This window comes from Collinsella sp. BIOML-A6, assembly GCF_009875845.1.
Lineage (GTDB): Bacteria > Actinomycetota > Coriobacteriia > Coriobacteriales > Coriobacteriaceae > Collinsella > Collinsella aerofaciens_H.
The window spans coordinates 1-19268 of the sequence record NZ_WWSL01000001.1; the positions used below are offsets into that span (position 1 = coordinate 1).

A 19268-nucleotide genomic window follows, 5' to 3' on the forward strand; every position below is an offset into this window, starting at 1 on the left:
CTAATGGCTTGGCGTCAGCATGCCGCGATTCTGTCGCACGGAGAGCATTTCCCAGTTGACAAAACTATAGGAACACCCCCAACGCACTTCCCCTCCACCAACATCGGCAACATCGCAGGTTGAGCATAAGTCAGCGAAAGCCCATCAGAGTAGGCTATGCGCCCCCTGCACCAGCAATAGAAAGCGCCGCAAGCAGAGGACGGACAGCGCGCAGCGTCGACCGGTTCCGGCGTTTGGCAAAACGCCGGAACGCAAGTCGCCCCCTCCCGCGCACGGAACAGGAGGGGGCTAAAGGTAGGAGTCTACCGGCAGGCTGACCCCACCGGACAGACGATGACCAGGTGATCCTTTACAGGATCGTCAAGGTTTCCGTGGGGCACCCGTTGGGTACTTAGATCAACACGCAGGCGACGGTCAGGATGATGGCACAGACGACGGAGAGAGCGACGATGAGCTTAAGGGCAAACTTGAGCCAGGTCGTCCACTCGATCTTGGCCAGAGCGAGACCGCCCATGATGGCACCGGAGGTCGGGGTGAACAGGTTCACGACACCGATGGCAGCGGAGAAGATCATGACCATGACCTCGGGCGAGAAGCCGAGCTTAACAGCCAGCGGTCCCATGATGGGCATGGAGACGGTGGCCATACCGGAGGTCGAGGGGATCAGGAAGGACAGGCCGAAGTAGACCAGGAAGCTCATGGGAGCGAAGATCACACCGGACAGGCCAGCCAGGGCATTGGCGGCAGCGTTAAGGACATACTTGTCAAGACCGGTGTTAGCCATGAGGACGGAAATACCACGGGCGAGAGCGATGACGAGAACAACGGACATCATGTCGGCAGCGCCGGCGATGAAGGTGTTAACGATCTGCTTCTCGGACAGGCCGCCGATGATACCGATCAGGATAGCCATGAGGAAGAACCAGGTGGAAGCCTCGTTGAAGTACCACTGGCCAATAGGCAGACCGGTGATCAGGGCAGACCAGCCCTGGACGACAGCGTTACCATCAGCGTCGTAGACGGCGCCAGCGTCGAAGAAGTCGGCAACGCCCTTGTTGAGGTCAGCCAGCGGGATGAAGCCGACGATCATAACGACGAAGGTGAAGGCGAAGGCGATCAGAACACCCTTCTGACGACCGGTGAGCTTGACCTCCTTGTTAACCTCGGAAGCAGCCTTGCCGTGAGCCTCTTCGGCGTCCTTAAGCTCCTGCATCGACAGGATGGTGGAGCCCTTGTCGGCCTTGACCTTCTTGGCGTAGCTCATCACGAAGACGATGGACATGGCGGTGGTGACGACCCACAGGACGGCACCGAGGCCGATGATGATGGTCTGGTTGACCTGAATGCCAACGCCGGTCAGGGCGTCGACGGCAGCGCCGACGGCAAACGGGTTAACCGTGGACCCGAGGCAGCCGCAGCCAGCACCGAGCAGGACGGTGGCGGCGCCGACCATAGGGTCGAAGCCAGCGGCCATCATGGTAGCGGCGAGCAGGGCGTAGAAGGGAACGGTCTCCTCGCACATACCATAGGTGGTACCGCCGAGGGAGAAGATGAACATAAGGACAGGAATGAGCATGATCTCGTTGCCCTTAAGCTTCTGCACCAGAACGGCAATGCCGTTGTCCAGAGCGCCAGTCTCGGTCATCATGCCGAGGAAGCCGCCCAGGATCATAACGAAGAGGCAGACGGGCAAAGCGTCAGCGAAGCCCAGAATCGGAGCGGTGCAGAAATCGCTCAGGCGGGCTGCAGTAACCGCGCCGCCGGACGCGCCGGAGACGATAACGGTAATCACTGCGACAATTGCCAGCAGAGCTAGAAGAATGGTGAACGATGAAGGCATACCGCGCTTTTTCTTAGCGGTCTCAGTCATGGTTCTCATCCCCCCTTCATAAATCATTTCACTTTCTCGCGCGAAGCGGATCTTCCGTGCCGTGCCCACCGCCCAAAGCGAGATATTTACCAGACAAAGCCGCTCGGGGTGTGCAGCAATACACCCCGAGCGAGATGCTAGAGCTCTTACTTGAGCGTTGCGTACATGACGGCCTTGATGGTGTGCATGCGGTTCTCGGCCTCGTCGAAGACCTTGGAAGCGGGGCTCTCGAAGACCTCGTCGGTGACCTCCTGCTCGGTGATGCCAAACTGCTCGCACTTCTCGGCGCCAATCGTGGTGTTGGTGTCGTGGAAGCTGGGCAGGCAGTGCAGGAAGATGGCACCCGGGTTGGCCATAGCCATGACCTCGGAGGTAACACGATACGGGGTGAGCTGAGCGATGCGCTCGGCCCAGACCTCGTCGGGCTCGCCCATGGAGACCCACACGTCGGTGTAGATAACGTCGGCACCGGTGACGCCGTCCTTGACGTCGGTGGTGAGCTTGATGGTGCAGCCGTTGGCCTTGGCGATGGGCTTGCAGGCCTCGATGACGTCGTCAGCGGGCATGCACTCCTCGGGGCCACAGGCCACGAAGTTCATACCGAGCTTGGAGCAGACGACCATGAGGGAGCGAGCAACGTTGTTCTTGCAGTCGCCCATGAAGACGAGGGTCTTGCCCTTGATGTCGTAATTGAAGTTCTCCTGGACGGTCAGAATGTCGGCGAGCATCTGAGTGGGGTGCCACTCGGTGGTCAGGCCGTTCCACACGGGCACGCCGGACTTAGCGGCGAGCTCCTCGACGTCGTCCTGGGCAAAGCCACGGAACTCGATGCCGTCATACATGCGGCCGAGAACGCGAGCGGTGTCCTCGATGGACTCCTTCTTGCCCATCTGCGACGAACCGGGATCGAGGTAGGTCACGCCCATGCCCAGGTCCATGCCGCCGACCTCGAAGGCGCAGCGGGTACGAGTGGAGGTCTTCTGGAAGAGCAGAACGATGTTCTTGCCCTCGAGATAGCGGTGCGGAACGCCAGCGCGCTTCATGTCCTTGAAGTTCTTGGAGAGCTTGAGCAGGTACTCGATCTCCTCGGTGGTGAGGTCGAGGAGCTTGAGGAAGCTACGACCGGAGAGGTTAACACCCATGGTTTGATTCCTTTCGAAGAAATGAATTACGTAAGTATTAGTGTTGCCCGTTTGACGGGCGAAACCGGTGCGGTTGTAGGGGGACCGCACCGGAAACGGAAAGACTTAGAGGTCCTCGCGCCAGAAGGGCATGCTCATGCAGCGCGGGCCGCCGCGGCCGCGGGAGAGCTCGGCGGAGGGCACGACGAGGAGGTCCAGGCCCTCCTTGTACAGCACGTCGTTGGTGACGGTGTTGCGGGCGTAGACGCAGATCTTGCCGGGCTCGACGCACAGGGTGTTGGAGCCGTCGTTCCACTGCTCGCGGGAGGCCGCGATCGGGTCGCCGCCGCCGCAGGGGATCAGCTTGACCTGGTCGACGCCGGTGGCGTCCTCCAGGACGTGCTCGAGGGTGTCCTCGATCAGGCGGATGTTCACGTCGCCCGGGTTCTTGCCGGCGGTCAGCTCGTAGACGCGCAGGGTGCCCATGATGGCGGGGTGGATCGTGAACTTGTCGACGTCGATCTGGGTGAAGACCGTGTCGAGGTGCATGAAGGCGCGCGAGACCGGGATGTCGAAGGCCAGGATGCGCTCGACCCTGGAGTCGGAGTTCCAGAAGATGTTCTGGGCCATGACGTCGATCGCGGCGGCCTGGGTGCGCTGGGAGATGCCGACGGCGAGGGTCTTCTCGTTGATGTTCAGCACGTCGCCGCCCTCGGTGTGGAACTGGCAGTCGCGGCGGAAGTACAGGGAGACGTCCCTGTAGTCGGGGTGGTGCTTGAAGACGTACTTGCCGTACAGGGTCTCGCGGTTGCGGGTGACCGAGTACATGCGGTTGAGGTTGACGCCCTCGCCGACGACCGCGAACGGGTCGCGGGTGAAGTAGAGGTTGGGCATCGGGTCGATGATCAGGTCGGACTCGGACTCGGAGTTGACCAGGGAGTCGAGGGTCGTGGACGCCGTGAGGGGCAGCTCGATCTCGGCCTTGGTCATGCCGGCCATGGTCTTCTTGACGAACTCGAGGTTGTCCTCGATGGAGTCCAGCTTCTCGCGGACGACCTGCGGCATGTGCTGGCCGCGGATGCCGGCCTCGGCGATGTACTGGTCGGTGAACTCGGCGCGGGCGCCGGGGACCTGGTCGAACACCTCGGCGACGAGGTTCTCGAGGTAGAGGACCTCCACGCCCTGGTCCCTCAGGATCTGGGCGAAGGTGTCGTGCTCCTGCTGCGCGACCTCCAGGAACGGGACGTCGTCGAACAGGAGCCGCTCGAGCTCGTCGGGCGGCAGGTTGAGGAGCTCGTCGCCGGGACGGTGCAGGCAGACCTTCCTGAGCTTGCCGATCTCGGAAGGCACGTGCAGACCTTTCGTCATGGCCTCCTACCTTTCTTTCGGGCCTTGCTGGCCGATTCGTTAGCGCCCCTCCGTGTGAGGCGTTATTGCTGACGATATATTTATATCCAAAATTAGCTCATACTTCCACCTCGCCCCCGAACGGTTTTTTATAGGGGGTGAACGGCATACACATATACTTCACGCATGGCACACTTCGACATAATAAAGTGTATTTACGTGCTTAAACGCTTTTCCAATCTGATAATTGATTGAAACTTATCTTTCTAAACCACCCTCAAATTGCATATTTTCACTAAAGATATGAATAGAATTAGCGATTCATACCACGTATCAACCATTTTCATTTTTATTCAGAAAAAAGTTTGTCCTATTCATTTCTGGTATGTATATCACCGTTTACCAGACGCTTGGTACCGTTCACCGGAAGCTCAGTATAAGGCCCAACGGATACCGGCTCGCCTTACGGCCTCATTTGTAACAACTTGACTTCTCGGTATAGAAAAACAGACCCGCTCCCCTCATGGGAAACGGGTCTGTTATCGATAATCTTAGACAGATTTGAGCGGCTTTGAGAGACGTCGGAATCCTAGCGATCGAACTCCGCCAGTGCCTCGCCCAAAAGCCTCAGGCCCTCGCGAAGCTCCCAGTACTCGACCTCGGCACCCAGCGTACGCGGAATCTCGTAGAGCGGCGCATAGGTAGGCCACTCGGCAATCACATGGTCGCCGGGCTCACCCACGGCCATGTGGCGTTGAGGTTCGCACCCGTACAGCCGTTGGTCTGCAGGATATGGTCGGGGTTGACCTCGCGGCGATAGAGCTTGGCGACTTCTGCCTTAAAGTCGGGCGAACCCTCGATCCAGCCGTAGTTCATCTACTCGCGGTCCAGGCGCTCATAGAACGTGGCGCCGTCCTGCTCGTCGAGCACGCGCAGCTCACCCATGGTAAGCGGCGAGATCGTCGACGAGATGATATCCCTCGTAGCGCTCTTCTCCCAAACGTTGAGCTACTCCTTAACGCCGATTGTCTTGATGTCCATGGCCAAACTCCTTGCAAAAGCAGTCATCCAATCGTGTTGACGTTCCTCAAACAAGATTGGGGCGGTGCGAATATCCGCACCGCCCCAACGGGAGACATCTAATGGCAGCTAGATGTATGTAGTAAGACCTGTAGGGGTCCTTGAAGACCTTAGAGGTCCTCGCGCCAGAAGGGCATGCTCATGCAGCGCGGGCCGCCGCGGCCGCGGGAGAGCTCGGCGGAGGGCACGACGAGGAGGTCCAGGCCCTCCTTGTACAGCACGTCGTTGGTGACGGTGTTGCGGGCGTAGACGCAGATCTTGCCGGGCTCGACGCACAGGGTGTTGGAGCCGTCGTTCCACTGCTCGCGGGAGGCCGCGATCGGGTCGCCGCCGCCGCAGGGGATCAGCTTGACCTGGTCGACGCCGGTGGCGTCCTCCAGGACGTGCTCGAGGGTGTCCTCGATCAGGCGGATGTTCACGTCGCCCGGGTTCTTGCCGGCGGTCAGCTCGTAGACGCGCAGGGTGCCCATGATGGCGGGGTGGATCGTGAACTTGTCGACGTCGATCTGGGTGAAGACCGTGTCGAGGTGCATGAAGGCGCGCGAGACCGGGATGTCGAAGGCCAGGATGCGCTCGACCCTGGAGTCGGAGTTCCAGAAGATGTTCTGGGCCATGACGTCGATCGCGGCGGCCTGGGTGCGCTGGGAGATGCCGACGGCGAGGGTCTTCTCGTTGATGTTCAGCACGTCGCCGCCCTCGGTGTGGAACTGGCAGTCGCGGCGGAAGTACAGGGAGACGTCCCTGTAGTCGGGGTGGTGCTTGAAGACGTACTTGCCGTACAGGGTCTCGCGGTTGCGGGTGACCGAGTACATGCGGTTGAGGTTGACGCCCTCGCCGACGACCGCGAACGGGTCGCGGGTGAAGTAGAGGTTGGGCATCGGGTCGATGATCAGGTCGGACTCGGACTCGGAGTTGACCAGGGAGTCGAGGGTCGTGGACGCCGTGAGGGGCAGCTCGATCTCGGCCTTGGTCATGCCGGCCATGGTCTTCTTGACGAACTCGAGGTTGTCCTCGATGGAGTCCAGCTTCTCGCGGACGACCTGCGGCATGTGCTGGCCGCGGATGCCGGCCTCGGCGATGTACTGGTCGGTGAACTCGGCGCGGGCGCCGGGGACCTGGTCGAACACCTCGGCGACGAGGTTCTCGAGGTAGAGGACCTCCACGCCCTGGTCCCTCAGGATCTGGGCGAAGGTGTCGTGCTCCTGCTGCGCGACCTCCAGGAACGGGACGTCGTCGAACAGGAGCCGCTCGAGCTCGTCGGGCGGCAGGTTGAGGAGCTCGTCGCCGGGACGGTGCAGGCAGACCTTCCTGAGCTTGCCGATCTCGGAAGGCACGTGCAGACCTTTCGTCATGGCCTCCTACCTTTCTTTCGGGCCTTACTGGCCGAATCTCTCAGCGCCCCTCCGTAACGGGCACTGCTTGCTGACAGCTCTAGTTATATCCAAATTCAACTCGCAATTCCACCTCGCCCCCGAACGGTCAACAAAGTACGATGAACGGTATATCACATGTGATTCCCCCATGATGTACTTCGGCGTTCTAAAGTAGCTTTTCTAAGGTAAACGCTCTTTTTTCTCAAAAATCATTCGCAATGACAACTCCAATCTTTCGATTAAGAATTGCATATCTACAACGGTTTTATGTATATAAATGACGCTTGTTCGTGTTACTGTCTGTATTCGATGATATTCAGCTACCTATCATTCTTATTCACATATGCTCACCAGTTGAATGAGGATATAGACCGTTTTTCACAACGCGACGGGCGTCAGCTCTATGGCTTGTCAGCGTAAGAAATAGGTAAAGATACCGTTCACGCGATACGTCCGTGCCATAGGTCGACTAAATTGAGACAATAGTGAATAGTGTTAGGCTACCGTCCCCTGTGGGGACTGAACGGACAGATGCATATGCCGAGCAAAATCGAAAAGAAGCAAGCCGCCGCAAAGCTGCGCAAACCGCCGCGGGACTTCTCGTACACGCAAAACCGAGAGCTCAGCTGGCTGCGCTTTGACAACCGCGTGCTCGACGAAGCTTTCGATGAGACCGTTCCGCTGTTCGAGCGTCTAAAGTTCGTATCGATTTTCGAGTCTAACCTCGACGAATTTCTCATGGTGCGCGTGGGCGGCCTGTCCGATCTGGCAGAGCTCAAAATACAGCCTGTCGACAACAAGAGCAATATGACCGCCTCCGAACAGGTCGATGCTGTCATGGCCGAAATGCCCGGGCTCCTTACCCGATGGGAGTCCATCTTCAAGAGCATCGAGGGCAAGCTCGACACCCTGGGCGTTCACCGCGCCCGCATCGATTCGCTTACGCCCGAGGAGCGCACCTTTGTAGCCCGTTACTTCCAGGCCTACGTGTCGCCGGTCATCTCGCCGTTGGTGATCGACCCGCGCCACCCCTTCCCCAACTTGCGCAACGGTGCGCTCTACCTGGCTTGCGGCCTGGACGGCGTCACCGACGAGGAGAGCTTGCTGGGCCTTATCGAGATTCCCGCCTCGATGAACCGCGTGGTCGAGATCCCCTCGCCCACCGGCACCTACTCCTACATCTTGCTCGAGGACGTCATCCTCGCCTGCCTGGATAGCTGCTTTGGCTCTTATAAGCCGCTGGATCGCGCGCTCATCCGCGTCACCCGCAACGCCGACATCGATCCGGACGGCGAGGGCGTCGAAGAGGAAGAGGACTACCGCCAGCACATGAAGCGCATTCTCAAGAAGCGCCTGCGTCTGCAGCCGGTCGTGCTCGCGGTCTCGGGGTCGCTCGAGAAGGCGACGCTCAAGACCATCCGCAAGGCGCTCGAGCTTTCGCGCCGCTCTGTCTTTACCTGCGATATTCCGCTCGACCTAGGCTACGTCTTTGGCATTGAGGGCAAGATTCCCGAGCATCTGCGCAACGAGCTGCTCTTTACGCCGTTTAAGCCGCAGCCCAACCCCAACATCGACATGACCCGCTCCATCCGCGAGCAGGTGCTGCAGCACGACAAGCTGCTCTTTTATCCCTATGAGGCCATGAATCCGTTCTTGGACCTGGTGCACGAGGCCGCCTATGACCCCGAGTGCATCTCGTTGCGCATCACGCTCTACCGCGTGGCCAAGCAGAGCCGCCTGTGCGAGTCGCTGATCGATGCCGCCGAGAACGGCAAAGAGGTCACGGTGCTCATGGAGCTCCGCGCGCGCTTCGACGAGCAGAACAACATCGAGTGGGCCGAGCGCCTGGAAGAAGCGGGCTGCACCGTTATCTATGGCTCCGAGGGCTTTAAATGCCACTCAAAGATCTGCCAGCTCACCTATCGTGAGGGTATGGCGCTCACCCGCCTCACGCTGTTGGGCACCGGCAACTTTAACGAGAAGACGGCCAAACTCTACAGCGACTTTATGCTCATGACCGCCCATCCCGGCATCGGCGAGGACGCCAACTTGTTCTTCCGCAACCTGTCGCTGGGCAACCTTCGCGGCGATTACCGATTCCTGGGCGTGGCGCCGGTCGGCCTGAAGCCGCTCATCATGCGCGGGCTTGACCGCGAGATCCAGCGCGCCCTCGCTGGCGAGCCCGCCCGTGTGTTCTTTAAGCTCAACTCGCTCACTGACCGCGAGGTCATCGACAAAATCGCCGAGGCATCGTGTGCAGGAGTCCGCGTGGAAATGATCATCCGCGGCATCTCGTGCCTTAAGCCCGGTGTTCCGGGTAAGACCGAGAACGTACATGTCCGCTCCATCGTCGGACGCTTTTTGGAGCACGCCCGTGTTTACGCCTTTGGCGTGGACTCGGACATGATCTATCTGAGCTCGGCCGACATGATGACGCGCAACACCGAGCACCGTGTGGAGATCGCCTTCCCCGTGCTCGACCCCACCTGCCGCGCCCTGGTACACGAGTACATGGGCATGCAGCTGCGCGACAACGTAAAGGCCCGCAGCCTCACGAGCGACGGCACCTGGGTCCCCGTGGAGCGTGCAGAGGGCGAGAAACCCTTCAACTCGCAGGAAGCCCTGCTAGAGCGAGCCTATCGCAACGCCGAGGCCACTGCGCAACAGCGCGCACAGGAGAAGGAACGTGTGGCCGAAGAAGCTATTCAGGCCGAGGTTGAACATGGGGCAGTTGCCAAACCGGAAGCGGTTGCCGCTCCCCCGGTGAATGAGCCCGAGGCGGCCGCAGAGCCCGCCGTGGAGAAAGCGCCCGAGCCCGCAGTCGCGACTCCGGTGCCCGCCGCCGAGACAAAGCCCGCCCCTGCTCCTGAGCCGCAGCCGGCCACACCCGCGGTTCAGAAGGTCCAGGCGACCGTCATTGAGCCCGAGCCCGCACCTCAGCCCGAGCCGCAGGTCACCAAGCCCGCACCCGAGACGAGCGCCTGTCGCGATAAGCCCGCCGGCAAGACTAAGGCCATCGAGCGCCATCGCCCCGGTCGCGTGCGCATGGGCCTGGGCCTGATCGGCCTGGGTCTTAAGACGCTCATTACCGGCAAGACGAAATAGTCGTTTGTAGAAGCGGTTTGTAGAAGCGCCCCGTATTTGAGGAAAGCCTCGGATGCGGGGCGCTTTTCCCTGCTACCATGGTGCGAACAACAACGCGAATGACAGGCAGGAATATGAAGCTCACTATAGAATCGATGACCTACGGCGCCGACGGGCTGGCGCACGCCGACAACGGCAAGGCCGTCTTTGTGCAGGGTGCCGTGGCAGGCGACACCGTCGAGGCCGAGGTCGTACAGGACGGCAAGTCGTTCATGCGCGCCCGCACCACCGAGATTCTGGAGCCAAGCCCCGATCGCATTCAGCCTCCCTGCCCCTTCGTGGGCATCTGCGGCGGCTGCTCGTGGGGCAATCTCTCGCGCACGGCACAGCTCGCCGCCAAAGAGCAAAACCTGCGCTCCACACTCGAGCGCATCGGCAAGTTCGCTCCTGAGCAGACAGATGAGTTGGTACAGCCCATCTGCCACACCAAGGACGACTGGGGCTACCGCAATAAAATCGAGCTCGAACCGACTGTCGTCAACGGTCGCGTGCGCCTTGGCATGCACGGTGTCGACCCCAGCAAAATCGTGACCGTCGATGCGTGCCCGCTGTTCGACAAGCGCTTCCCGAAGGCGCTCAAATCGGTCGTCGGCGCACTCAACTATCTAAGCGGCAGCCACGACTTGGGCCTGGAGCGCGTGGGCATTCGCGCATCGCGCCGCACCAAGGCACTCGAGGTCGCACTCTGGACGCCCACGGGTTCCTTCCCGCGCTCGCAGGTCTCGCGCGTGCTGGCGGACGCCGTTCATCCCACGAGCATCGTGCGCGTGATGAGCAAGGGCGAGAAGAAGGCCCGCCGTGTCTCCAAGGTCGAAATGCTCGCCGGAGAGGGCTCATGGACCGAGAATATCGCCGAGGGTCAGATGCGCTTGTCTGCCCCGTCGTTTTTCCAGGTCAACACCAAGGGTGCCGAGATTTTGATCGAGCTTGTCATGGAAGCGCTCGACCCGCAGGAAGACGAGCTTGCCGTGGACCTGTACTGCGGCGCCGGCACCTTTACCCTGCCGCTCGCCCGCCGCTGCGACTTTGTCGCCGCCGTCGAGGCCTATGGCCCGGCCGTGCGCGACCTGCGCCGTAACCTGGAGATCAACAAGCTCGATAACGTCGACGTCATCGGCGGCGACGCGGTGCGCGAGTTCCCCGATCAGGACGCCGATGTCCTGGTAGTCGATCCGCCGCGCGCAGGATTGGCGCCCGAGGCCATCGACCTCATCGCGAGCACGAGTGCCCGCGATGTCGCCTACGTGAGCTGCGACCCGGCGACTCTGGCCCGCGACCTCAAGCGCTTTGTCGAGGAGGGCACCTTCTCCCCCGTCAAGATCACGCCGGTCGACCTGTTCCCACAGACCTTCCACTGCGAAACGGTCGTCCACCTCAGGCGCAACTAGCCACTTAATCATTGCTCAGAAAAATCATTGGGAAATCGAGCGTGGCAAGCGGGGGTCTTCGGGGTATAAGACGGCTGATTGTATGCCGCCCTACGAAAGGAACCCTTATGCCCAGCGTTGCCGTTCTTGCCGCCGATGGCTTTGAAACGATTGAATGCCTGACCATGGTCGATGTCATGCGTCGCGGCGGCGTGCGCGCCACGCTCGTCTCGATCATGCCCACGCGCGAGGTCGTAAGCTCGCTGCAGATTCCCGTAACTTGCGATGCACTCTTTGACGAGATTAACTTTGACGAGTATGACTGCGTCGTGCTGCCCGGCGGTCTGCCCGGTGCCACCAACCTGCGCGCCGACCAGCGCGTCTGCGACGTAGTCTGCGACTTCGCCGCGACCAAGCATGTTGCCGCCATCTGCGCCGCCCCGTTTATCCTGGGCGAGCTTGACCTGCTCAAGGGGCGCCACGCCACGTGCTTCCCCGGCTTCGAGAAGAGCTTCCCCGAGGGCGCCTATACCGGCGACAAGGTCACGCACGACGGCAACATCATCACCGCCAGCGGCATGGCCCAGTCGCTCCCCTTTGCGCTTGAGCTGCTGCGTACGCTCGCCGGCGACAAGGCTGTCGAGAAGGTTGCCGAGGGCATTCAGCTATGATTTTGGCTTCGCAATCACCGCGCCGCATCGAGTTGATGCGCGAAGCGGGCTACGACATCTGCGTCATTCCCGCTGACATCGATGAGACTCCTTTTGATGACGAGGCCCCGCTTACGCTTGTCGAGCGCTTAGCTCGCGCTAAGGCTGCCGCCGTTGCCGCCGAGCACGCTGAGCCCAATGAGCTGACCATCGCGGCCGACACCATCGTCACCTTCGATGGCAAGATTTTGGGTAAGCCGGCAAACGAGGACGAAGCCCGCACCATGCTCCACGAGCTCTCGGGGCGCACACACCAGGTCGCAACCGGCGTCTGCATCGTTAGAGCCGGAGACGACACAGCCCCGCACGCCGCCGAGAGCCTGTCCTTTGTCGATGTGACCGACGTGACGTTCTATGAGCTCACCGACGAGCAGATTGAGCGCTACGTCGCCTCAGGTGAGCCCATGGACAAAGCCGGCGCCTACGGCATCCAGGGCGTCGGCGGGCGCATGCTCGTGCATGATATTGCGGGCGACTTCTACAACGTGGTGGGCCTGCCCATCGCACGCGTCGCGCGCGCGATTCAAAAACTATCGTAATTGCATCTGGCGCTGGGTATCCCCCAGCGCCTACAATTTCGGCGTACCGTACGGATCCCGACCGGGCATAAGGCCCGGCGGAAAACCGATAGGAGTAAAACATGGATACACTGCTTGAAGCCATTGACGTTTGCGATGTCGATGGCTTTTGCTTTGGCAACTATACGGACGAGGAGGCCGGCACCGGCTGCACCGTAATCGTGGCACCCGAGGGCGCCACCGGCGGTGTTGACGTTCGCGGCGGTGCCCCGGCATCGCGCGAGACCGACCTGCTGCGTCCCGAGAACACCGTGGACAAGGTCCACGCCGTCTGCCTTTCGGGTGGATCGGCCTTTGGTCTGGAGGCCGCAAGTGGCGTCGCCCGCGAGCTCGAGAGCCGCGGCATCGGCCTTCCCGTCGGCCCCACGCAGGTGCCCATCGTGTGCTCCAGCTGCATCTTCGACCTCGCCTTTGGCGACCCCACCGTACGCCCCGACATTGAGGCTGGCATCTCCGCCGTGCGCGAGGCGCTCGACAACACCCCCACCACGCTCGAGCAGGGCAATGTAGGCGCCGGCACCGGTGCCACCGTGGGCAAGCTCATGGGCCCCGCCACCTGCATGAAGGCCGGCCTTGGCGCTGCCGCCGTGGCACTCGGCCCTGTTAAGGTGGGTACCGTGGTCTCGGTCAACGCCTGCGGCAATGTCGTCGACCCCTTCACCGGCGAATGGGTCGCTGGTATGCGCGCTGCAGCAGATAGCGACCAAATCGTCGACATGGAGCTCGCAGCCTTTGCCGCCGCCGGTTCTATGCAAATGCCGCTCGACCGCACCAACACCACCATCAGCTGCATCGTCACCAACGTGGAGCTCACCAAGGCTCAGGCCACCAAGGTCTCCCAGATGGCAGCAGACGCCTATGCGCACGCCATCCGCCCCACACACACCACCAACGATGGCGACACCATCTACACCCTCGCCAGCGGCAAACTAGACGCTCAGACAAGCGCCGCCGTGCCCCTGGACCTGCTGGGTATGCTCGCCGTAAGGGCCCTACAGACCGCCATCGTGAACGGAGCAAAAAACGCCAAAACCTCCCACGGCATCCCCGGCGCCGCAAAGTAATCCACTCGACCGTCGGTCGGAGGCGGGCGGGCGTTACGTTTGCTGCTCTACAGTCCTATGCAAGACGAAGGCCACATTAAGTGGCCTTCTTTGCATGCGGAACTCGCGACAAACGCAACGCCCGCCCGTCTCCGACCGACTACCAACCAAATTCTTTTCAGCCCAGGCCCCTGTGTACCGCGCGTCGAAGATCTTCAAATTCAGGCAGCCTGACAATCGATTCTTATAGCAAAGGCCCCTTGGCCTTTAGTTTGATACAAGTTCCGCACGAGCCGGAAAGCACTTAATGTGCTTTCCGTGCGAGCAGGACTGTTCGCAGTATCAAACTAAAGGCCAAGGGGCCCAGTCAACCTATCAGCAGCGATTACTCAACAGTTAGTTGAATTTGAAGATCTTTGAGGCAAGATGGTATAGGCCGAGTGTGGTTTTGTCTCCGGCCCGTCCACGCAGGTTGGTAAAGAATCCGACCACGCCGTAGCGAGCGCGACGATACATGCGCTCGTCGTACTCCTTCAGGTCCTTCCACAGCGTCTTCAGGCGCTCATCGGCACAATCTTCCTCGGAAAGCTTGGTGAGCACCGAGCAAATCGCCATCATCATGGTGAAGTAGCCCATCATGTACGAACGCAGACGCGAAGACTCAACGTCCTGGTACAGGTGGAACGATTCCATCATGATACGCGTTACGCGGAACTGCTGACCCAGGCGCTTGACCATCGTGGCCTCATTGACGCTCTGGCCCTCGCGACCAATAAAGTAGCGATAGAGGTCGATGTCGGCGTAGTACATGGTCTTGCAGCGCGGCAGCGGCACGTATGCGTAGATGTTATCCACGTAGAACGTGTGTGCCGGCATAGGCAGATTGGACTCGCGCAGCACATCGGTGCGATAGCACAGGCTGTGCATGAGCAGGTTCTGATCGGGACGGAAGTGTCCGATCTGGTCCCAAGAGAAAATCTTTTTGCGCGGCAGGGCAAACTTGTAGCCAATAGCGGTATGCGTGCCCTCGTAAACCTTCTCGTACACGTAGTTCGAGATAAACAGGTCGACGCGCTGGTCGCGCTCCTCAAAGCCACGCAGAATCGACAGCATGGTCGAAAGCGCCGCACCGTCGAGCCAGTCGTCCGAGTCAACGACCTTGTAGTACGTACCATGCGCCTCGCGCAGGCCCGAGAGGACGGCGATACCGTGGCCGCCATTCTCCTGGTGCACCGCGCGGATGATTCCAGGATAACGGGCCTCCCACTCGTCGGCCTTGGCGGCCGTCTCGTCCTTGGAGCCGTCGTCCACCACGATAATCTCGATATCGGTGGCGTAATTGCTCCCCTCCAAGATGGAGGTGATGCAATGGTCCATGTCCTTGGCGGCGTTATACGAGGGAATACCGAATGTTATGACTTTATGCATGGCAGGCGATAATCTCATCCGAAAGATCGAGGGCGGAATTGGTCACGGCGTCCATATCGTAGTAACGATACTCGGCCAGACGACCCACCGGGTGGAAGTTCGTCAGGTTCTGGACGCGCTCAAGATAGCGCTCGTAGAGTTCACGGTTCTCGGGCTCCAGGATAGCGTAGTACGGCGTCTCGCCCGAGCCGGGCGTATAGGCCTTGGAGTACTCCTTCATGATGGTGGTCTTGCCGGGCAAAACCTGACCGGTCATGTTCTTGAACTCGGTGATGCGCGTATAGTCCTCGCTCGTGGTGTAGTTGACGGTGCCCACGGGCTGGAATTGATCCATATCGAGCGTCTCGAACTTCATATCGAGCGTGCGGTACGGTAGCGCGCCCAGGTCGAGGTTGAACAGCTCGTCGAGTGGACCGGTATAGACGATCTCGCCGCCATAGACCTTGCCGTCGATCTTGACGGTTGTCTCGTCGATTTCAAAGAGGTCACGGGCGTCTACGTCACAGAATACGTCGATCAGATCGTGATCGAGCATATGCTCGAACAGAGCGGTATAGCCGTCCTGCGGCATGCCCTGGAAAGGAGCCTGCGGGAAGTAGCGATCGTCATCGCCCACAAAGACGGGAACGCGGCCGGTGATCGAGGGATCGATCTGGTCGGGCGTCTGACCCCACTGCTTCATGGTGTAATGCAAAAAGACGTTCTCATAGACATAATCGGCGACCTCGGCAAGATCCGGGTCATTCTTCTTGCGCAGCTCCATAATGGGTACCTTGACGTCCTTGCCAAAGGTCTCCACGAGCTTCTGATACAGTTCCTCGCCGCGCTCATCGCCAAAGGCAAGCTTAAGGCTCGCATGGTTAAAGGGCACGGGCATAAGGGTACCGTTAATGTTGGCGAGCACCTTGTGCTGGTAGTCCGTCCACTTGGTAAAGCGCGACAGGAAGTTATGCACGCGCTCGTTAAAGGTATGATAGATATGCGGACCATACTCGTGGACCAGGATTCCCGCCTCGTCAGTGCAGTCGAAGGCATTGCCCGCAATGTGACTACGGCGCTCCAAAACGGCAACACGATAGCCGATGGTTTCGGCAAGACGGCGGGCGCAAACGGCACCGGCATAACCGGCGCCGACGACGATCATGTCGTACGCACCGGCATTAAAGCCTTCAGGCAGGCCTGAGGTAATCTGCATCGATACTCCTTGTCAAAAGCCACGGGCTCGTTAGCTGGGCTTTTCTCGAACATTCTTCGAGACATATTTATCAGAGCGATTATAGCGCTAATGCGTCCTATAATGAGCTTGCCACACAAGGAAAGCTCAAGCACCACGGCGTACATTATTGAAAGGTAAACCCGCTAGCAGCGGGTTTATTCGTGTGCAGCCGGGCGCCTGGAGCTTAGCGAAACGCTTGTAAGGAGTAACATGAGCGATTTCCTAAACCGTATGAAGTCTGCCGCCAAGGCCGACCTTAAGACGATCGTCCTGCCCGAGGGCGAGGACCCGCGCACCATCGTCGCGGCCACCAAGATCATCGAGGAGGGTCTGGCAAAGATCGTCATCCTGGGCAACCCCGACGAGATCGACGTTCCCGGCGCCACCGTCATCGACCCGCGCAATTCCGAGAAGCACGAGGAGTACGCGCAGAAGTTTGCCGAGCTCCGCGCCAAGAAGGGCGTCACCATCGAGCAGGCTCGCGCCCAGGTGATGGACGCCACCTACTTTGGCACCATGATGGTCAAGATGGGCGACGCCGACGGCCTGGTCTCCGGCGCCTGCCACTCCACCGCCGACACTCTGCGCCCCGCGCTGCAGATCCTCAAGACCGCCCCGGGCACCAAGCTGGTCTCGGCCTTCTTCGTGATGTGCACCGACACCCCGAAGTTCGGTACCGACGGCACGCTGATCTTCGCCGACTGCGGCCTCAACATCAACCCGTCCTCCGACGAGCTCTCCGAGATCGCCATCGCCTCCGCTCACTCCTGGTCCACCTTCATGGGCAACGTTGAGCCGCACGTTGCCATGCTCTCCTACTCCACCATGGGCTCCGCCGGTGGCGAGGTCGCCAAGAAGGTCCAGGAGGCCGTGAAGTTCTGCAAGGAGAAGGCTCCCGAGCTCGCCATCGATGGCGACCTGCAGCTCGATGCCGCTATCGTCCCCACCGTCGCCCAGCTCAAGGCTCCCGGCTCCTCCGTCGCCGGTAAGGCCAACGTGCTCGTGTTCCCCGACCTAGAGGCAGGCAACATCGGCTACAAGCTGGTCCAGCGCTTCGCTGGCGCTGACGCCTACGGCCCCATCCTGCAGGGCATCGCCAAGCCGGTCAACGACCTGTCGCGCGGCTGTTCTGCCGACGACATCGTGGGTGTCGTGGCCATCACCGCCGTCCAGGCTCAGATGGCTGAGTAGCGTACGCACTCGCCCGAAGGCCGTACGGGCTAACCCCTGAAAACGTCCTCGACCAATGAAACGCCCCCGTTCTGCTCCTTCGGAGCTACGAACGGGGGCGTTTCTGGTCTGCGGAATGTTTTCAGGGGTTAGCCCGTACGGCCTTCTACTGCCACGTAGCATTCAGGGCATCCGGAGTGGACGGCGGTTTGGCTACGAGCTGGAGCTGAGAATCTGAATGGATGGGTGCCGTCGCTGGGAGCGCAGGCATTGCTGGCGGTGATCACTTTAGGACCGAAATGTTAGCTGCGGCCTGATGTCTGGCCCACCGGAAAGTGTGTCCCGGTTTGGAGGCGGATTGTGGGATGTAGCTTCCGCTTGGGGGCTGTTTGGGAAACTGCGGGACGGAATTTTGCTCTTTTGTGGGTCGCACTTTCCGCAACGCGCCTCAACCGGAAAGCGTGTCCCAGAATTTGCGCTCAAAATGGGATGGAGTTTCCACCGTCCACCTGCCAGAAAAAAGGCCTCCGGAGCTGTTGCTCTGGAGGCCTTTCGTTTACTTGCAACTGCGCGCGTTAGTTGTTCGCGGTCAGGCGCTCGACGTCGTGGGCGATCATGTATTCCTCGTCGGTGGGGATGACCATGACCGTGACGGCGGAACCGGCCGCGCTGATGACCTGCGGGCCGTTACCCACGGCCTCGCGGTTCTTGTTGTTGTCGATGCGCACGCCCAGCCACTCAAAGCAGTCGCAGAAAGCCTTGCGGATCGACCAGTCATTCTCGCCGATGCCGGCGGTAAAGGTAATGGTATCCACGCCCGCCATGGAGGCAATCATGGACCCGGCCTGCTGCATGGCCTTGTAGGCGAACATATCGAAGGCGAGCAGGCAGCGCTCGTCACCCTCAGAGGCGCGCGTACGAATGTCACGGGCGTCATTGGAGATGCCCGAGATGGCAAGCAGACCGGACTGCTTGTTCATCATGTCGTCGACTTCCTGGTAGCTGTAGCCGCCCTCGCGCTGCAGGTAGCACACGGTAGCCGGGTCGATGGAACCACAGCGAGTACCCATCATCAGACCGTCAAGCGGTGTGAGGCCCATCGTGGTATCGCGGCAGACGCCGTCCTCGATAGCGGCAAGCGAGGCGCCGTTGCCCAAATGGCACGAGAGCAGGCGGTGGCAGCGCGAGCCCAGGATCTCCTTGGCCATCATCCACTCGTAACGGTGGCTCGTACCGTGCGCACCGTACTTGCGCACGTGGTACTTGTCACACACGTCCTTGGGCAGCGCGTAGGTGTAGGCGACCTCGGGCATGGTCATGTGGAACGAGGTGTCGAAGACAGCCACGTTGGGCAGCTCCGGATACTTCTCACGGCAATACTCAATCGCCGCGGCCTCGCCGTAATTGTGCAGCGGGGCAAGCGGGGCCACCTCAAGGATCTTAGCCATGACCTCATCGTCGACGACCGCGGAATCATCGAAGTGCCAGCCACCCTGAACGATACGGTGGCCGATGCCATCAATCGTAAAGTCGGTCTTCTCGAGCTCATCGAGCACGCGAGCGATAGCAGAGCGATGATCGGGGAAGGGAACCTCCTCGGTCTGCTTGGCACCACCGTTCTCGGAGTGGCCAAAGATGCCCATCTCCGAGCCGATACGCTCGCAATTACCCTTGGCGAAAACCTCGCGGGTATCAGTATCCAAAAGCTGATATTTAAGGCTTGAGCTGCCGGCGTTGACAACAAGTACGTTCATGAGACTCCTTTGCAGTGCAATACGGTCGACGCAGACCTCTTAAGGCGACCGCATTTTAATAAGAAGT

At 60.3% G+C, this 19268-nt stretch carries 15 protein-coding genes; 6 read left to right on the forward strand and 9 right to left on the reverse strand.

Going from position 1 to position 19268, the window contains the following annotated elements; all coding sequences use genetic code 11:
* Positions 1-391: 391 nt before the first annotated feature.
* From GT495_RS00005 to arcA (GT495_RS00025), 6 genes are all read right to left on the reverse strand, one after another.
* Complete coding sequence (locus GT495_RS00005) at positions 392-1879, reverse strand: YfcC family protein (RefSeq protein ID WP_370457536.1); 1488 nt, start codon at positions 1877-1879, stop codon at positions 392-394.
* Positions 1880-2016: 137 nt separating this feature from the next.
* Positions 2017-3012, reverse strand: coding sequence for an ornithine carbamoyltransferase (argF, locus tag GT495_RS00010; protein WP_152074023.1), 996 nt, complete (start codon positions 3010-3012; stop codon positions 2017-2019).
* 105 nt (positions 3013-3117) lie between these two features.
* A complete protein-coding gene (arcA, locus tag GT495_RS00015) occupies positions 3118-4359 on the reverse strand; it encodes an arginine deiminase (protein WP_161161082.1) in 1242 nt (413 codons plus the stop codon).
* Between the two features lie 568 nt (positions 4360-4927).
* Positions 4928-5059 (reverse strand): hypothetical protein, encoded by a 132-nt coding sequence (locus GT495_RS10960; protein ID WP_255451665.1) that lies wholly within the window; start codon positions 5057-5059, stop codon positions 4928-4930.
* Positions 5056-5214 (reverse strand): hypothetical protein, encoded by a 159-nt coding sequence (locus GT495_RS10770; protein ID WP_240128037.1) that lies wholly within the window; start codon positions 5212-5214, stop codon positions 5056-5058. Before GT495_RS10770 ends, GT495_RS10960 begins: the two co-directional genes overlap by 4 nt.
* 314 nt (positions 5215-5528) lie before the next feature.
* Positions 5529-6770: an arginine deiminase gene (gene arcA / locus GT495_RS00025; RefSeq protein WP_161161082.1), complete on the reverse strand. Its 1242-nt coding sequence runs from the start codon at positions 6768-6770 to the stop codon at positions 5529-5531.
* 552 nt (positions 6771-7322) lie between these two features.
* On the opposite strand from arcA (GT495_RS00025), the gene ppk1 reads away from it, so the two are divergent.
* The 5 genes from ppk1 to GT495_RS00050 all read left to right on the forward strand — a co-directional run bounded on the left by ppk1 (position 7323) and on the right by GT495_RS00050 (position 13654).
* The gene (gene ppk1, locus GT495_RS00030) at positions 7323-9896 is read left to right on the forward strand and encodes a polyphosphate kinase 1 (RefSeq protein WP_161161083.1); all 2574 of its coding nucleotides are present in this window, start codon (positions 7323-7325) and stop codon (positions 9894-9896) included.
* A 98-nt stretch (positions 9897-9994) separates the two neighbouring features.
* On the forward strand, positions 9995-11323 hold the full coding sequence (rlmD, locus tag GT495_RS00035) for a 23S rRNA (uracil(1939)-C(5))-methyltransferase RlmD (RefSeq protein WP_161161084.1): 1329 nt from the start codon (positions 9995-9997) through the stop codon (positions 11321-11323).
* A gap of 107 nt (positions 11324-11430) precedes the next feature.
* On the forward strand, positions 11431-11973 hold the full coding sequence (locus GT495_RS00040) for a DJ-1 family glyoxalase III (protein ID WP_152075998.1): 543 nt from the start codon (positions 11431-11433) through the stop codon (positions 11971-11973).
* Entirely contained in the window at positions 11970-12551 is a 582-nt protein-coding gene (locus tag GT495_RS00045) for a nucleoside triphosphate pyrophosphatase (protein WP_161161085.1), read from the forward strand. Before GT495_RS00040 ends, GT495_RS00045 begins: the two co-directional genes overlap by 4 nt.
* Before the next feature lie 101 nt (positions 12552-12652).
* Complete coding sequence (locus tag GT495_RS00050) at positions 12653-13654, forward strand: P1 family peptidase (protein WP_161161086.1); 1002 nt, start codon at positions 12653-12655, stop codon at positions 13652-13654.
* Positions 13655-14029: 375 nt separating this feature from the next.
* Here GT495_RS00050 and GT495_RS00055 read toward each other — a convergent pair whose 3' ends face one another.
* Together GT495_RS00055 and glf are read right to left on the reverse strand one after the other, a co-directional pair.
* Positions 14030-15061 carry a glycosyltransferase family 2 protein gene (locus GT495_RS00055; protein WP_161161087.1) on the reverse strand — a complete coding sequence of 344 codons (1032 nt, stop codon included), beginning with the start codon at positions 15059-15061 and terminating at the stop codon, positions 14030-14032.
* Positions 15054-16256, reverse strand: a complete 1203-nt coding sequence (glf, locus tag GT495_RS00060; RefSeq protein WP_055309799.1) for a UDP-galactopyranose mutase — start codon at positions 16254-16256, stop codon at positions 15054-15056. Before glf ends, GT495_RS00055 begins: the two co-directional genes overlap by 8 nt.
* 231 nt (positions 16257-16487) lie before the next feature.
* On the opposite strand from glf, the gene pta reads away from it, so the two are divergent.
* Complete coding sequence (pta, locus tag GT495_RS00065; protein WP_161161088.1) at positions 16488-17468, forward strand: phosphate acetyltransferase; 981 nt, start codon at positions 16488-16490, stop codon at positions 17466-17468.
* Between the two features lie 554 nt (positions 17469-18022).
* On the opposite strand, the gene GT495_RS00070 is transcribed toward pta, so the two are convergent.
* Positions 18023-19201 (reverse strand): acetate/propionate family kinase, encoded by a 1179-nt coding sequence (locus tag GT495_RS00070; RefSeq protein WP_161161089.1) that lies wholly within the window; start codon positions 19199-19201, stop codon positions 18023-18025.
* Positions 19202-19268: the final 67 nt, after the last annotated feature.

What these genes read in the sequence shown, in the direction of transcription:
- GT495_RS00055 (WP_161161087.1), bottom strand. Translation starts at nt 15,061, where the DNA reads ATGCATAAAGTCATAACATTCGGTATTCCCTCGTATAACGCCGCCAAG.
- GT495_RS00070 (WP_161161089.1), bottom strand. Translation starts at nt 19,201, where the DNA reads ATGAACGTACTTGTTGTCAACGCCGGCAGCTCAAGCCTTAAATATCAG.
- GT495_RS00005 (WP_370457536.1), bottom strand. Translation starts at nt 1,879, where the DNA reads ATGAGAACCATGACTGAGACCGCTAAGAAAAAGCGCGGTATGCCTTCA.
- arcA (WP_161161082.1), bottom strand. Translation starts at nt 4,359, where the DNA reads ATGACGAAAGGTCTGCACGTGCCTTCCGAGATCGGCAAGCTCAGGAAG.
- ppk1 (WP_161161083.1), top strand. Translation starts at nt 7,323, where the DNA reads ATGCATATGCCGAGCAAAATCGAAAAGAAGCAAGCCGCCGCAAAGCTG.
- argF (WP_152074023.1), bottom strand. Translation starts at nt 3,012, where the DNA reads ATGGGTGTTAACCTCTCCGGTCGTAGCTTCCTCAAGCTCCTCGACCTC.
- GT495_RS00045 (WP_161161085.1), top strand. Translation starts at nt 11,970, where the DNA reads ATGATTTTGGCTTCGCAATCACCGCGCCGCATCGAGTTGATGCGCGAA.
- pta (WP_161161088.1), top strand. Translation starts at nt 16,488, where the DNA reads ATGAGCGATTTCCTAAACCGTATGAAGTCTGCCGCCAAGGCCGACCTT.
- GT495_RS10770 (WP_240128037.1), bottom strand. Translation starts at nt 5,214, where the DNA reads ATGAACTACGGCTGGATCGAGGGTTCGCCCGACTTTAAGGCAGAAGTC.
- GT495_RS00050 (WP_161161086.1), top strand. Translation starts at nt 12,653, where the DNA reads ATGGATACACTGCTTGAAGCCATTGACGTTTGCGATGTCGATGGCTTT.
- rlmD (WP_161161084.1), top strand. Translation starts at nt 9,995, where the DNA reads ATGACAGGCAGGAATATGAAGCTCACTATAGAATCGATGACCTACGGC.
- glf (WP_055309799.1), bottom strand. Translation starts at nt 16,256, where the DNA reads ATGCAGATTACCTCAGGCCTGCCTGAAGGCTTTAATGCCGGTGCGTAC.
- GT495_RS00040 (WP_152075998.1), top strand. Translation starts at nt 11,431, where the DNA reads ATGCCCAGCGTTGCCGTTCTTGCCGCCGATGGCTTTGAAACGATTGAA.
- arcA (WP_161161082.1), bottom strand. Translation starts at nt 6,770, where the DNA reads ATGACGAAAGGTCTGCACGTGCCTTCCGAGATCGGCAAGCTCAGGAAG.